Origin of the sequence: Shewanella sp. SR44-4 (assembly GCF_014163715.1) — a bacterium.
In the GTDB taxonomy this organism is placed as follows: domain Bacteria; phylum Pseudomonadota; class Gammaproteobacteria; order Enterobacterales; family Shewanellaceae; genus Shewanella.
The window spans coordinates 111,239-127,363 of record NZ_JACJDU010000004.1 but is presented as its reverse complement, the minus strand read 5'-3'; the positions used below and the strand labels follow the sequence as shown (position 1 = coordinate 127,363).

Annotated in this window: 12 protein-coding genes and 1 riboswitch; of the genes, 3 read left to right on the top strand and 9 right to left on the bottom strand. The window is 42.4% G+C overall.

Annotation, left to right across the window (positions count from 1 at the left end):
* Positions 1–48: 48 nt before the first annotated feature.
* The 3 genes from H5125_RS03570 to H5125_RS03560 all read right to left on the bottom strand — a co-directional run bounded on the left by H5125_RS03570 (position 49) and on the right by H5125_RS03560 (position 2,673).
* Complete coding sequence (locus H5125_RS03570; RefSeq protein ID WP_182743555.1) at positions 49–429, bottom strand: STAS/SEC14 domain-containing protein; 381 nt, start codon at positions 427–429, stop codon at positions 49–51.
* A gap of 268 nt (positions 430–697) precedes the next feature.
* On the bottom strand, positions 698–2,107 hold the full coding sequence (gene mdtD / locus H5125_RS03565) for a multidrug transporter subunit MdtD (RefSeq protein ID WP_182743554.1): 1,410 nt from the start codon (positions 2,105–2,107) through the stop codon (positions 698–700).
* An 11-nt stretch (positions 2,108–2,118) separates the two neighbouring features.
* Positions 2,119–2,673 (bottom strand): TMEM165/GDT1 family protein, encoded by a 555-nt coding sequence (locus H5125_RS03560; RefSeq protein WP_162022275.1) that lies wholly within the window; start codon positions 2,671–2,673, stop codon positions 2,119–2,121.
* Positions 2,674–2,769: 96 nt separating this feature from the next.
* Positions 2,770–2,880, bottom strand: a riboswitch (yybP-ykoY riboswitch).
* Between the two features lie 258 nt (positions 2,881–3,138).
* Here H5125_RS03560 and H5125_RS03555 point away from each other — a divergent pair.
* Positions 3,139–4,341, top strand: coding sequence for an aromatic amino acid transport family protein (locus tag H5125_RS03555; RefSeq protein WP_182743553.1), 1,203 nt, complete (start codon positions 3,139–3,141; stop codon positions 4,339–4,341).
* Between the two features lie 215 nt (positions 4,342–4,556).
* Positions 4,557–6,713, top strand: a complete 2,157-nt coding sequence (locus H5125_RS03550) for a S46 family peptidase (protein ID WP_182743552.1) — start codon at positions 4,557–4,559, stop codon at positions 6,711–6,713.
* A gap of 3 nt (positions 6,714–6,716) precedes the next feature.
* Here the strand turns inward: H5125_RS03550 and H5125_RS03545 are convergent, their stop codons facing one another.
* From H5125_RS03545 to H5125_RS03535, 3 genes are all read right to left on the bottom strand, one after another.
* Positions 6,717–7,424, bottom strand: a complete 708-nt coding sequence (locus H5125_RS03545) for a 23S rRNA pseudouridine(2604) synthase RluF (protein WP_182743591.1) — start codon at positions 7,422–7,424, stop codon at positions 6,717–6,719.
* Positions 7,425–7,486: 62 nt separating this feature from the next.
* Positions 7,487–8,179, bottom strand: a complete 693-nt coding sequence (locus H5125_RS03540; RefSeq protein ID WP_182743551.1) for a hypothetical protein — start codon at positions 8,177–8,179, stop codon at positions 7,487–7,489.
* A gap of 252 nt (positions 8,180–8,431) precedes the next feature.
* The gene (locus H5125_RS03535; protein WP_101086167.1) at positions 8,432–9,775 is read right to left on the bottom strand and encodes a Na+/H+ antiporter NhaC family protein; all 1,344 of its coding nucleotides are present in this window, start codon (positions 9,773–9,775) and stop codon (positions 8,432–8,434) included.
* A gap of 367 nt (positions 9,776–10,142) precedes the next feature.
* Between H5125_RS03535 and H5125_RS03530 the strand changes: the two genes are divergently transcribed.
* Entirely contained in the window at positions 10,143–10,427 is a 285-nt protein-coding gene (locus H5125_RS03530; RefSeq protein WP_101086168.1) for a hypothetical protein, read from the top strand.
* 105 nt (positions 10,428–10,532) lie between these two features.
* On the opposite strand, the gene putA is transcribed toward H5125_RS03530, so the two are convergent.
* From putA to H5125_RS03515, 3 genes are all read right to left on the bottom strand, one after another.
* Positions 10,533–13,727, bottom strand: coding sequence for a bifunctional proline dehydrogenase/L-glutamate gamma-semialdehyde dehydrogenase PutA (gene putA, locus H5125_RS03525; RefSeq protein WP_182743550.1), 3,195 nt, complete (start codon positions 13,725–13,727; stop codon positions 10,533–10,535).
* A gap of 402 nt (positions 13,728–14,129) precedes the next feature.
* A complete protein-coding gene (locus tag H5125_RS03520; RefSeq protein ID WP_101086170.1) occupies positions 14,130–14,711 on the bottom strand; it encodes a TIGR04211 family SH3 domain-containing protein in 582 nt (193 codons plus the stop codon).
* 140 nt (positions 14,712–14,851) lie between these two features.
* A complete protein-coding gene (locus H5125_RS03515) occupies positions 14,852–16,120 on the bottom strand; it encodes an inorganic phosphate transporter (RefSeq protein WP_101086171.1) in 1,269 nt (422 codons plus the stop codon).
* Between the last annotated feature and the right edge of the window lie 5 nt (positions 16,121–16,125).

Genomic DNA, 16,125 nt, shown 5'->3' with positions numbered 1-16,125 from the left:
GGTAAAGATCTAGGCATCATTCGAGATAAACATACCTTGAACATCGTATTAGTATCGAAGCCATTTCAACGCATCATCTTCATCGTCGAAATATTTTATCTCGCCCGCAATAAACCAACTACCGACTTTGGCCGCCCATTCTTGCCAATCTCTATTGCCCAAAATCGCCACTCTTTCAAACTCAGATTTGTGCTTTAACCCCAGCTTTAAATCATCCCACGCGGCGCGTAAATCCCAGCCGTCGAGCTCGGTAGCATCGAGAAATAAACTCACTTTAGGTTGATCAACTTGGCTTAATGCCCCCTCTAGCATAGGGGTAATGACGAGATAGTCTTCGTGGGTTAATGTGCCAATGGCTTTTAATGTCACAAAAAACACATTTTCAATTCGGTTTATGCCTATCGATAAACCATGTTTCTTCATATCCATATCGTGACTCCTTTAACTATCAGCTTACTATCCGTTTACCATCCGCTTACACATTTACATGCACACGGCTATCCATAAAGCTTATGCATGATTATATTTTAACCAACCATACAATGAAGTGTGTGCCGGACTGCACAAAAAACTAATGGGAAATTAAAATTGAGGTTTATCTGCATCATATTCAGAGCATCATTTTGGTAAAAAATACCGCGTTATAAATAATCGCAAAATACCTTTTTTTATCCGAAATCGGCGAAATGATGCACTGTTATGAATGGGTTATCCGACGGCCATCGTCTTTAGATAATTGCGAAAATATCACTGCGGCTAACATTGTCATAAGACCAACGGTAACGAACGTCAGTTGGAAAGCGCCAAGTACTGTTCCCCCTGTACCGCTGCCGACATCGGTACTGAAGCCACCGAGCAAAGCACCTGCACACGCAACCCCTAAACTTAATGATAATTGACCTACTACCGACAATAGACTGTTACCGCTACTGGCATTAACATCATCAAGATCTATTAAGGTCACGGCATTCATGGCCGTAAATTGTAACGAGTTAATCGCGCCAAGAATCGCCAACAGAGCTAATAGCAACCAGTAAGGAGTTTGTTCGCTAACCAAGCCCATGGTCGCCAGCATAACGCCAAGCGCCAAAGTATTCGCGGTAAGCACTACTCGATAACCTAAGCGTTCGATAATCGGTCGAGCCACTGATTTGGCCATTATTGCTGCAGCGGCCAGCGGCAGCATACTCATTCCAGCCTGAGATGGTGAATAACCCAGTGCAACTTGCAGCAACAACGGCACCAAGAATGGCAATGCACCACTGCCCAAACGCGCAAACAGATTACCAAAAAGACCAATAGCAAATGTTTTGGTGTTGAATAGCGATGGCGAAAACAGTGGATTACTAATACGACCAGCCCGCAGCCAATATGCTATCAAACACGCCATACCACCAAATAACAGCAACATCACCCGTAAGTGCGGCAAGTGCAGTTCGCCGAGTCCTTCCATAGCGATGGTGATCAATAACATCGCAGCCCCAAACAACAAAAATCCGAAGCTATCGAAACGTGATTTTTCCTTACCACGCAGATCTGGAATGAACTTCCACACCGTATAACAACCGACTACACCGACAGGCAGATTGATCAAAAAGATCCAATGCCATGTCAAGTATTGCACCATCCAACCGCCCATCGTTGGACCAAGCAGTGGCCCCAGTAAACCGGGGATGGTGATAAAGCCCATAATCCGTACCAATTCCGAACGTGGATATGCCCGCAGCACTACAAGTCGGCCGACTGGCAACATTAAAGCACCACCTAACCCTTGTACCACCCGAGCACCAATCAACATGTCTAATGAATTGGACAATGCACAAAGCAATGATCCAAAGCTGAACAATAAGATCGCACCAAAGAAGATTTTTTTGGTGCCAAAGCGATCAGCGATCCAGCCAGAAGCAGGGATCAGCAATGCCACGGTGAGCATGTAAGCGATAATCACGCCTTGCATACGCAGCGGGTCTTCATTTAAATCACTGGCCATAGCGGGTAATGCAGTATTAAGGATCGTTCCATCGAGTGACTGCATGAAAAAAGCAATGGCAACAACCCAGGGCAACCCGCGGGCAGTATCTGCATCAAGAACTTGGTTATCGGACATGGAACCTCCTTTTACCACAGCAGTGTAGCGACCCCAAGTAGCGCAAACAACACAGCACAACCGCGATGAATCAGTTTCATGGGCAATTTGTTAGCACTAAAATGCCCAGCCAGCACAACTGGGACATTAGCAATTAACATTCCCAATGTCGTGCCGATGACAACCCATGTCAGTGCTTGGTATTTTGCCGCTAAGACTACTGTCGCAATTTGAGTTTTATCCCCTATTTCAGCAATAAAAAACAAAATAAACGTCGCAGTAAAAGCACCGAGTTTATAGAAGCGATTATCATCATCATCCATTTTATCGGGTATCAGCACCCATAGTGCAATAGCAAAAAATGACCCGGCCACCAAATAGGTCGCCCATTGTGGATCAATCCACGCTATGGCCCATTGACCTAACCATGCAGCAAGAAAATGATTTAATAATGTGGCTAACAAAATGCCTGAGATTATAGCGGTTTTATTGCTAAATCTCACCGCGAGCAGTAAGGCTAATAATTGAGTTTTGTCGCCTATTTCAGCGATGGCAACAGTAAGAGTTGAGGCGAATAAAGCTTCCAATGTGATATTCCTAGGGGTAAATGACAACTAAGCACGAGCCACCGCATACCCCTTGATACAGTTACTGTGCTTAGGTCTCGCTTGGTAAAATCACTGATTAACAGTGTGTTACTGTCTGCACCATGGCGTGAGGCCAATTATGTTGATACAGACATCTTGTGTGCCATAACAGCAAGACAAGATTAGCTACTCCCCTAAAACAAGTCGCATTATAACGATTAAATAATTTTATTCAACGCACTCATTTTACATTGTAAATTCGACATATAAATAACCTTACCCTACTCGTAACGCCGTAATGCTACGCTATTGCAAAAATCACGTGTAAAAAAGTTTAGTCTATTGTTGTGTAATTGTTTATAAACATAGCTGTTAGCCTTTAACAGTCAAAGATCCTTGCCTGCTCTGTCACCCTTCTGCTAATGTCCGACACAAATAAAATAATAATTAAACAGGACGTTTTCTGTGAATTTTAAAACTTTAGGTTCTATTTCGATTGTCGCGGGAACGGCAATTGGCGGAGGCATGCTAGCGCTACCATTAGCAACAGCTGCTTTGGGGATGATCCCCGCATTAATCTTATTAGTGGTTATTTGGGGTTTATCGGCTTACACCTCGTTACTGATGTTAGAAATTAATCTTCATAGTGGTGTCGGCGATAACGTCCATGCCATTACCGGTAAAACACTGGGCAAAGTCGGCCAGCTCATTCAAGGTGGCTCATTCCTTAGCTTATTATTCGCCTTAACCATGGTGTATCTAATGGGAGGGTCATCGCTATTAGAAACCCGTTTACAACCCATCGGCATTAACATGAGCAACCAAGTCGCCGTCATACTGTTTACGGTTATTTTTGGTGGCTTGATTGCCATTGGTGTTAAATGGATTGATAAAGTATCACGTATTTTATTTACTTCTATGGTGGTGCTGCTGGTCATTGTGGTGGCATTTCTATTACCAGACGTTAATTTAATCAGTGCATTAAACAATTATTCAACCGATGTGGCTTCGGGCACCGCCCTGCAACAATTATGGTTAGCAGCCATCCCAGTGGTATTCACTTCATTTGGTTTCCATGTGTGTATTGCCACCATTGTGCGCTACTTAGAAGGTGATGCTGCATCACTTAGAAAAGTGTTATTAATAGGATCGACCATTCCACTGGTTTGTTACATCCTGTGGTTGCTCGTAACGCTAGGTTCTTTAGGCGGCGAAACAGTTCATAACTTTGGTGGTTCACTGCCTAAACTGGTTGCTGCTTTGCAAGGCTTAGCCCAGTCACACATTATCAGCCAAGCAATTGATCTGTTTGCCAACCTTGCATTGGTGACCTCATTTTTAGGTGTCACCATGAGCCTATTTGATTATGTCGCCGAACTGACCCGAGCTAAAGATGACGCTGTTGGTCGTGCTAAAACATGGTTGATAACCTTTATACCGCCGCTGTTATGTGCGCTTTACTACCCAGACGGGTTTTTCAAAGTGCTTGGTTTTGCAGCCATTCCATTAGTGGTGATGATTATCTATTTACCCATTGCGATGGCATTAAAGCAACGCGCGCAGAAAATGGACGGTTATCAAGTGTCTGGTGGCACATTAGGGCTTATCGCCGCAGGATTGCTCGGCACATTAATTGTTGTGGCGCAGTTGATGGTGGCATTAGCCTAAATCGGATGACTGATAAAGTGGATTTGTAAGCGAGTTTTTCAAACGCTGTTAAGATAGTAAAACATTTGTTAAAGTCAGGCTTAGCCTGACTTTTTTGTTTTTATGGTCCGACGTTTTTATGATCCGCCAACATTGACCTAGATGATTAAACAAGAAATCGACACGACTTACGGCAATATTGATTACCCGTGAATACCCCAAATGGAATTATTATAATGAAAAAATGGTTATTAACTGTCGCTATGGCAGCCAGCTTTGGCGCTGCGGCAGATGAAGGTATGTGGCAACCACATCAACTTCCCGCTATGGCTGATGAACTGAAAGCAAAAGGCTTAGAAATAAGCGCTGATTCAATTTCAAAATTAACCGAATTCCCAATGAATGCCGTTATCAGCCTGGGTGGTTGTACCGCATCATTTGTATCGCCAAAAGGCTTAGTGGTTACCAACCATCACTGTGCCTATGGCTCAATTCAGTACAACTCAACCCCAGAAAAAAACCTCCTTAAAGACGGATTTTTAGCCAAAACTTACGCAGAAGAATTACCTGCGACACCTGGTTCACGTATTTTTGTAACTGAAGCGGTAACCAATGTTACTGATAAAGTTAAAGCAAACCAGATGGATAAAGTGGGTAATGAGTTTTATAAAGGTATAGAACTACAAGAAAAAACCTTAGTAGCTGAATGTGAAAAAGAAGATGGTTACCGTTGCCAGGTGTATAGTTTCCATGGCGGCCTAGAATATTATCTTGTTAAGCAGTTAGAAATTCGTGATGTGCGTTTAGCCTATAACCCAGCCGCTAGTGTGGGCAAATACGGCGGTGATATCGATAACTGGATGTGGCCTCGTCATACCGGTGACTTCTCATTTTATCGTGCTTACGTATCTAAAGACGGCAAGCCTGCCGATTTTAGCAAAGACAACGTACCGTACGAGCCAAAAAGCTTTTTAAAAGTATCAGCTAAAGGCGTTAGCGATGGCGACTTTGTGATGGTTGCTGGCTATCCTGGCCGTACCAACCGTTACCGCACAGCCGATGAAGTTAACAATCAGTTTAATTGGGCTTATCCTGAAGGCAAAGTCCTACAAGAACGCATGATTAGCATCATCAAAGAAACAGCCTCTGAAGGCAGCGACGAGCGGATTAAATACGAAAGCTTGATTGCTGGTTTAGCTAATTATGCTAAAAACTTTACCTCGATGATTGAGTATTATGGAAAATCAACCATGCTCGCTGATCGTGAGAAAATAGAAAGCGATTTAGCAAACTGGATTGGTAAAGATAAAAAACGCCAGCTGCAGTATGGCGAAACACTATCAAGCTTAGAAAAGTTAGTGGCAAAGAGTCAGCAAAATCAGCAACGTGACATTTTATTAGGTTACATCGGTTACACCACTATGGTCACTACCGCACGTGATTTGTATCGCTTAGCTAATGAGAAAACCTTAGCTGATATGGCACGAGAACCAGGCTACCAAGAACGTGACATGACCAACTTCACTTCAAGCATGGAACGGATTGATCGCCGTTATGCCGCCAGTGTCGATAAAGCCCTGCTAGCCGATTTACTGACACGTTATGCTGCATTACCTGCAGAGCAGCATTTAGCCGCTTTAGACAAAGCATTTGGTATTAGCAGCAAGTTCGATGCTAAAGCATTAGCTAAAACACTCGATAAAATGTACGCCAACACCAAGCTAAATAACAAAGAAACTCGCTTAGCATGGATGAACAAATCGGTTGCCGACTTTAAAGCATCTAACGACCCATTCATTCAATTTGCAGTACAAACCTATGATGCTGACATGGCGCGCGAGAAAGAGAAAAAGCAATTAGAAGGTGACTTAATGAAAGTACGTCCACAATATATGGACGCTATCATTGCCTACAATCGCGAGTTAGGAAAACCTGTTTATGCTGATGCAAACTCAAGCCTGCGTGTAACGGTCGGAAACGTGAAAGGTTATTCTCCACAGGATGGTTTAGTGGCGGTGCCTTTTACCCGCTTAGAAGGCATTTTAGCCAAAGACACTGGTGTTGATCCTTTCGATGCGCCAGCTAAACAACTTGAGCTGATTAAACAAAAGCAATACGGCGATTACTACGTCAAAGCGGTTGACTCTGTACCGGTTAACTTCTTATCTACCCTAGACACAACGGGTGGTAACTCAGGCTCACCAACCTTAAACGGTCGTGCTGAACTAGTGGGTTTACTGTTTGATGGTGTGTACGAAAGTATCATTGGAGACTGGGGATACGACGCACAAAGTAACCGTTCTATCCAAGTAGACAGCCGCTACATGCTATGGGTAATGCAGTATTTAGATAATGCTGACAACTTATTAGCTGAAATGGAAATCGTTAGATAAGGTTCAGTTTACTGCACGTTTAAGACTCAATAACTCTGCGGTCGTTAATGGCCGCATTGTTTTTTCTGCAAGCTCATCAATACGTATATCTAATAATTGTGTTCGCATTAAATCAATCACTTTGTAACCTAATGCTTTGCACATACGGCGTATTTGCCGATTTAATCCTTGGGTTAATACAATCTCAAACCTGTCTTCTGCACTCGCCAGGCTCAATGGCCGAATTTCGCATGGTCGAGTTTGCACATCGCCATAACTAACACCCTTTGTCATCATCGATAGAAAACTAGCACTAATTGGCTTATCAACTTGGACCACGTATGTCTTAGGATGATAATAATCGGGATGCATGAGCGCTTGCGTTAATTGACCATCATTAGTGAGTAGTAGCAAACCACGAGAATCTTTATCCAAACGCCCTGCAGGATACAACCTTGGTAACTCAGGTAATACATGCAGTAAGCTGTGAGGATCATCAACTAATAAACGGCAATCAATTCCAACAGGCTTATGATATAGCCAATACTGTTTATCTTGCACAGCAAGGATCGGTTTATCGTCTACTAGAATTGTCTCGATTTCGCAAAGGTTAACTCGATCAGTGTGTTTAGCTAATTGATGATTAATACTCACTCGACCACTGTCGATAAGCCGTGCAGCTTGGCGTCTTGAGGCCACACCACACACCGCCAAATAATGACTTAATCGCATTGATGTCATAGACTTAATCGTATTGATATCATAGATAGTACTCAAGCAAGAATAAATAGACGTTAACGGGTTTCGAGAAATTGATACACGCTATGTTGTTGAGTTTTAATGGTTGTCAGTAGGCTTAACCCAAGGCAAATACACCATAGAATATTCGCTTGCGTTAATGTCCACATGGCTGAGGACACCATACAATACTGAGGTAAATCCGTTGAGCATTCGGTAAAATCCAGCTGACTCCAATCGAACAACGTTAATAATAATAACCCACTACACAGTGAAATAATGCTCAAACTAAGCATTCGCTTGGTCATCGTGCTGCCAGGTTTAAAGTAATCAAGTAGGCAAATACAATGCAAAAAAATAGTACTGAATAAATAAAGCGTCGACGCTTTACGGTGTAAGTCTAGAAAGTTAATCGGAAACACACCCATTAGCACAATACTCACACCCACTACGCCACCAATAATGGCGATGTAGCGGCTCAGTAAATCAGGGAAAGTATTAAACACCGCCACCATGGCGAGTAAGAAGCATGAGCCACCTGCTAATAGTGATAAATTAAACACGATTGCAAACGACGAATGCATATAGTCGCCAAGCGTATCGGGGCGGATCATCAACATGTCCAAATTGATGCCGTCGGCTTGCACGATTAACGCACTTCCTACACCAAAAGAGCAGATTACAGCCGCAGCCAATGACATAAATACAATCACTAGGTGTAAATCATAATTACGGACTCTATCTGTCACTGAACGATACTTATGTCAAAAATGGGATGAGAATGTTAACGCGGAAAGCCAAAAAGTAAAAGCCGATAATCACATAACCAAAAAACTAAACCTAAGCCGAAACTTAAACAAAAACTTAAACCAAAAACTTAAACCAAAAATAAAAATGCCCAATCGTTACTGACTGGGCATTGGTTGCAATAGTGGCTAAATCGTCACCTTAACCTTAATCTTGTTAACCTTAGCGACAGTGTGATTTACCCTGTAGCCAATTTAATTACGTTGACGCAATATTACAATTATCACCGCTACAACGGCCAAAATCATACAGTACCAAGCATTAGACACTGCAGTTAATGGGCTGATGGTAAACACCGAGGCAATTAATAATGCTTGGGCACCATGTGGAATTAATCCCTGAATAATACATGCAAAGATATCTAAAATACTCGCAGCTCGTTTTGGCGATACCCCATGTTTTTCAGCAAGCTCTTTAGCAATGTCACCGGTGACCACTATCGATACTGTATTGTTAGCAACACAGGTATTAGTGGCGGCAACAATCGCTGCCATGCCTAACTCTGCCGCACGACTTGATGCTTCGCCATTGGCTTTTGAAAAGCGACTGATTAAACCTTCAATTTGCTTACTGACAAAGGTTAATCCGCCTTGTTGCTGCATTAACGCCGCTAAACCACCGACTAACATCGACAGAATAAAAATTTCCTGCATATTGGTAAAACCAGTATAAATATCATTACCAAATTGAATAACGCTATAACCCGAGCTCAGCACGCCGGTCATGCCAGCAAGTACAATCCCTAACGACAACACTACAAAGACGTTTAAACCGATCACAGCTAACACCAGAATGGTTAAATACGGTAATACTTTTAATATTTCGATGTCCTGAGCTGCAATATCCGCTTGTCCTTGACCGACAATCGAAAAAGCAATCAAGGTGAGGATCGCCGCCGGTATCGAAAAGACTAAGTTTTCACGGAACTTGTCTTTCATTTCACAACCTTGAGTACGTGTTGCCGCAATCGTGGTATCAGAAATAATCGATAAGTTGTCTCCAAATAATGCACCAGACATCACCGCACCCGCCATTAAGGCATAATCAATTTGTGCTTGGTCTGCGACACCTAGTGCCACTGGTGCTACCGCCGCGATGGTGCCCATAGATGTACCCATTGAGGTCGCGATAAAGGCGGCAATAACAAAGAAACCTGGCAATAATAAATTTGATGGGATAAACGATAAACCAAGCGCAACGGTGGCATCAACGCCACCAGTGGCTTTAGCCACTGCAGCAAATGCGCCTGCCAATAAATAAATTAAGCACATGGCTATAATATTGCTATGGCCAATACCTTCAATAAAGGTTTCTATCGCACTATTTATTTTCTGTTTCGACAACAAAACTGCCAACACGATGGCAGGGAGAATCGCAATCACACTGGGTAATTGATAGAACGCATAATCAACACCTTGGCTTTGAAAATATAAGCCTGCGCCAATAAATAATCCTAAAAACAAAAATAACGGTAATAACGCCACAAACGATGCCGGGCTGTTTCCTGCTGTGGTAACTGATGAAGTAGCTTTGGTCAAAATGATCTCTCTTTATCTTAACGAATAGGGATTGTTGGATGAGAAAAGCGAGTACGACACAATCTCGGTCATCGGTGATTATTTAACAACAGATTCAAAGGTGCTAAATATTGCAGTCACATCATAACAAGTTGTGCCAAGAATAAGAGAACTGTTCGCCGCTGTCAATCTAGACGTCTAGACTTCTTTGCTTCCAAAGCATTTTTTATTCTAAAACCTGAGAACTGCTACAAATATTTTACATAACCATAATCAATTTATCTATTTAGGTCTCTTTATTCACTAAAAAATTGATGTACGTTAATCATAACCTAATGCCGATTTGTTACGCTGACAAGGATTCTCTAACTTATATAGAGGTGAGGCTATGGAACGTAAACCAGACAGAGTGAGTGCAATGAAGCGACTCCTTGAGCAAGTAAAAAATACCTTACCATTTGATCAACCCGGTATATTTAGCTGTGGCCCCAACAACAACTGTGTTGGCTGCCCTAAAAAGTTACTCGATTTGGTTGATGCTGAAGTTAATTACTGGGACGCAGCCATTGCCCAGGGCGTTATACCTTCACTTGGCGATATCAGCCGCTTTGGAAAACTGTGTAAAAATGTCAGTCGTGGCTTACAACGCAATGATATCCAGAGTCATCATTAAATTGCCTCATAATTAAATAGCCTTATACCCATTAGAGTCACATAACCTAAACTCGAGATAACAAAAAGCCCACTAAAAAGTGGGCTTAATGCAACTACTTCAGGTTTATTCTTCAGCATCGCCTAGTGACAATAACGTCGCATTGCCACCAATAGCGGTAATGTTATTGGTACGAGTTTTTTCTGTCACAAAACGAGTTAAGTAGTGTGGGCCACCCGCTTTAGGACCTGTACCCGATAATCCTTGGCCACCAAATGGTTGTACACCTACAACTGCACCAATTTGGTTACGGTTAATGTATACGTTACCCACGTTAACCTTGTCTGCTAAGCTAAGCGCATGGCCTTCATTACGGCTATGAATACCCAATGTTAACCCAAAACCTGTGCTGTTGATTTCATCAACCACTTTTGCCAAATCTGCCGCTTTATAACGGATAACATGCAAAATAGGCCCAAAATGTTCTTTTTCGAGTAGCTTAATTGAACTAATTTCAACGGCTGTAGGTGCTACAAAATGACCATTTTCAGTACCCGCAGGTAATTCAAGTTTATTAATTAACTTGCCGACCTGGCTGATATGATCAATGTGGGCATTCAAGTTAGCTTTGGCAGTGGCATCAATCACGGGGCCCACATCGGTTTTCACTGAACTTGGGTTGCCAATCACTAATTGCTCCATGGCGCCTTTCATCACTTCAATTACGCGATCTGCAATATCTTCTTGTAAGAACAATACACGCAATGCCGAACAACGCTGGCCAGCACTGGTGAACGATGAAGACACCACGTCATTAACAACTTGTTCTGGTTGTGATGTTGAGTCAACCACCATGGCATTTTGACCACCGGTTTCAGCAATTAATGGAATAATTGCGCCATCACGGTTGGCCAAGGTGCGGTTAATCAATTTAGCAGTGCCAGTCGAGCCGGTAAAACACACACCGCCAATACGTTCATCTGCAGTGATTGCAGAACCAACAACTGCGCCAGTACCTGGTAAAAACTGCAATACGTCGGTAGGAATACCGGCTTCATGCGCAAGTTGCACAGCACGATAACCGATCAAACAGGTTTGCTCTGCAGGCTTGGCAATAACCGTGTTACCCGCAGCAAGTGCAGCAGAAACTTGACCAAGGAAAATCGCCAACGGGAAGTTCCATGGGCTAATACACACAAAAATTCCGCGACCTTGTAGAAACAGCTCGTTTAACTCGCCTGTTGGGCCAGGAAGCAATTCAGGCTGAGCCATCATCTTCTTAGCTTGTACGGCGTAATAACGACAAAAATCTACTGCTTCGCGAACTTCATCAATACCATCTTGAATACTCTTACCCGCTTCACGAGTACATAATACAATCAGCTCTTCACGGTTTTCTTCCAATAAATCAGCTAATTTCTGTAGTGCATTAGCACGAGTTTCAACAGGTGTACGTGCCCAACCACCAAAAGCAGCATCTGCACCAGCAATGGCTTGTTCAATTGCGTTAGCATCAGCAAAAGCCACTTTACCTACCGTTAATGAAGTATCGTATGGGCTAACAACGGTTTGCACTTCACCCGTTAAGGTTTTACCGTTTACCAATGGACCTGCTGTCCATTGAGTATCGCTATATTTGTCCAGTGCAGCAAAAAATGGCTCTGACTCAGAAATAATGTTCATGTTTAATCCTTTAGAGTTCTTACGTTCTGCACCGAAAATATCAGCAGGCTTAACAATTTTTTGATTCGCTAACGACTTGTAACCCAATAGCGTCACCAATGGATGAACCACTAAGCTTTCTATTGGGGTATTAGGGTCAACCAGTTTATGTACAAATGAGGTATTGGCTCCGTTTTCCAGTAAGCGACGAACTAAATACGGCAGTAAGTCTTTATGCGCGCCAATGGGTGCATAGATACGTACCGCTTTAGCACCGCTTTCTGCAAGCATGGTATCGTAAAGCTCTTGGCCCATACCGTGCAAACGTTGGAATTCATATAAACGATCAGCGGCCATCGCATCAATACTGGCAACGGTTTGCGCGTTGTGGGTAGCAAACTGGGGATAAATAGCACCACGGGTGGCATCAGACAATAAATAACGCGCACACGCTAAATAAGACACATCCGTGCCGGCTTTACGGGTATAAAGTGGGTAGCCAGCTTCGCCTGCTTGTTGCGCCCATTTTAGCTCGCTGTCCCAATAAGCACCTTTGACTAAACGCAGCGGAATTTCATCGCCTTGATCTTTAGCAAGACGCGTCAACCAACACAACACCGGTAAACAACGCTTAGAATAAGCTTGCACCACAATGCCTAATAAGCCCCAGCCTTTAGCGGCTTCTGACTGATAAAGCTGCTTAAATAACTTCAATGACAATTCAAGACGGTCAACTTCTTCAGCATCGATAGAAATACCAATATCGAGTTCACGCGCTTGTACAATAAGTTTAATAACCGTGTCGTATAATTCGCTTAATACACGATCTTCGTTAGCGACTTCATAACGAGGGTGTAATGCAGATAATTTGATCGAAATAGTCGGTCTTGGTGAGTCAGACTCTTCATATTGCTGCGCGCCTAAATCGCGAATAGCATTGCTGTAATCGTTAAAATACTTTTGCGCATCATTGGCGGTTAATGCTGCTTCACCTAACATGTCATAGCTATGGGTATAACCTAACTTACGTTTAGCTTCGCTATTTTTAAGCGCTTCTTTAACGTCCTGACCTAACACAAATTGCTTACCCATGATCTTCATCGCCGCTAACATAGCTTGACGGATCATCGGCTCACCGACACGATTAACCAGACGTTTAAGTATATTGCTTGGCGAACCGTCAGTATTACGATCTAACTTAACCAGTTTACCGGTTAACATTAACCCCCACGTTGAGGCATTAACCAGCAATGAACCACTCATATTTAGATGTTCATCCCACTTGGCACCAGACAATTTATCTTTAATTAGCGCATCAGCTGTTTCAGCATCAGGAATACGCAGCAAGGCTTCAGCCAAGCACATTAAAATAATGCCTTCTTTCGTTTCTAAGCTGTATTGTTGCAAAAATGCATCAATACCAACCATCAGACCTTTTTTCTCAAACTGACGAACTTTGCTCACGAGCTCATGGGCACGACGAGTCACTTGCTCAATGTCTTGTTCAGACGAAGGCACAAGCTTAATTAATTCAGACAGGTATTGCTCTTCATCGACAATGTAGTTGTTGGTCACTGCAGTAAACAGTTCCTCAAGAGTGGCATTGTCATAGCGGCCGTCCAGTACTTCACTCGCTTTGAACATAGTATTCGCTTCCATCTAGGTCAGGTTAAGGATGGTTATTATCGTTGTTGAATGGACACTGTATTCACGAATATTTTATTTTGTATACAATGTACGATCTGATTTTCGGCGATTATACATTCAAAATGTGAACTTGGACACTCAAGTTGAAAACTTGCTAATAATTGTTTGATTTTGGTCACTGAAACAGACAGAAACAATGTGCTAGTTAATTAACATCACAACAACAATAAACGTTTAAGTTAATGTTAATTAGTAACTTTTTTAATAATTACACCAACATGGAATATGAATATATTTCATCAAGAAAAAGATTAAAAAAAAGGCCAACGTTTGAATAGTTGGCCTTTATACAATCAAATGAGAGACATTAGTCGTATCACTTTATCCGCGAAAATCTCATCGTTATTGGAGATGTTACATCCAACGGCTTTTCTTACGACGTTGGGGACGAGGTAAATACACCAATACAATACCAATCAACGCACCAATACCTGCAATTAACCCACCTTGCTGCCACATTTCATAACGTTGGTTATCCGCGGCTTGTTGTACTTTTGACTTAGCATCATCTCGTTCTTTAATCGCTTTGGTAAGAGCGGCTTTTAACTCAGACACCTTTTCGTTAGACAGTGTTAAAGATTCTTCAGTATTGTCAGTATTTTGCGTAATGTTATTTAATTGCTCATTAGCCTGTTTTAATTGTGCTTCCATTTCAGGAAAACGCTCACGAAAACTAGGCTGATCTGAAACTAAACTGGTTAATACCCAGCCTTCACGACCTTTATGATCAATGATTTGAGTAAAATCACCTTCGGTATTATCCAATAAAGTGATCGGCTGACCCGCTTCAACACTACCGATAATACGAAACTCTGTACCCGGTCCACCGTGGATATAGGTGAACACATCATCAGAAATAAATCGCGTTGGTGCTTGGGCTGCAAATACGCCACTTGGCGCAAGTAAAAATATAAGGATTGAAAGTACTCTTAACACGGTATTTATCCAAACTCAGAAAACTTATTGTCATGCTATTTATTAAATGCTCTGAATGCAAGAAGGAAGTCATATGACTTCCTTCTTAAATACATTCAGCGTTCACATTTCTGCTAATACTTCATTGCGTCTTAGTCAAATTAACTAAAGATGTTCTTGATAATGAAGAAGAACAAAATAGACAGTGCAGCACCGGCTGGCAGAGTAATAACCCAAGACACAACAATGTTACGTACTACACCAATATTAATTGCTGCAATACCACGCGCCATGCCCACACCCAACACAGCACCGACTAACGTTTGCGTTGTTGAAATAGGTAAACCAGTACCAGAAGCAATAACCACAGTCGATGCGGCAGCTAATTCAGCAGCAAAACCACGACTTGGGGTTAAATGCGTAATGTTTTTACCAATGGTTTGCATCACACGCTGTCCAAAAATGGCCAAACCCATAACAATACCAACAGCACCAAGTGGTAAAATCCACCATGCTAGAACCGCTTTAGCACCAATAATACCGCCGCTTTCTACGACAGAAACCACAGCAGCTAAAGGACCAATCGCATTAGCAACGTCGTTTGAGCCATGGGCAAATGCCATACAACATGCAGTCACAACCATTAATATGGCAAATACTTTTTCAACATTCCCATACTGGGTTTTTAGATCGGCTTTATCGCTCATTTTTAAACGACTAATAGCAATTTTACCTGCAAGACCGACTACGGCTGCAACCACAGCTGCTAATGCATATGCTTCAAGTGTTGAAAAGTTTATGCCTACATGTGATAAGCCTTTAGTAATGGTCACAAGTGACATCACAAAACCGGCCAATGCCATGTAGAAAGGCACATAACGCTTAGCACTTGCTAATGGATCATCGGTATTAAAAATCAGCTTTTGCACACTTTGGAAAATGATATAAGCAATAAAACCCGAAATAGCAGGTGTCACTACCCAAGAGCCTACAATACCGCCAACCTTACCCCATTCAACTGCATCAGCACTGACACCCACTGCGGCAAAACCAACAATAGCACCAATAATTGAATGCGTTGTCGAAACTGGCCAGCCTAACGCTGACGCTACAACTAACCAAATACCCGCAGCAAGTAATGAGGCAATCATGCCGTATACCAACAATTCTGGGACATCAGTAAAGTAACTCGCGTCGATAATGCCTTTACGAATGGTACTCGTGACTTCACCACCAGCTAAAAAAGCACCGGCGAATTCAAAGATCATTGCAATAATAATCGCTTGTTTAATGGTAATGGCATTAGAACCTACAGAGGTTCCCATTGCATTGGCTACGTCGTTTGCACCAATGCCCCATGCCATCAAAAATCCAAATGCAGCCGCTATCATAATGAGCATAGGGCCGTTGGTGACTAATACATCAACCATGTTGT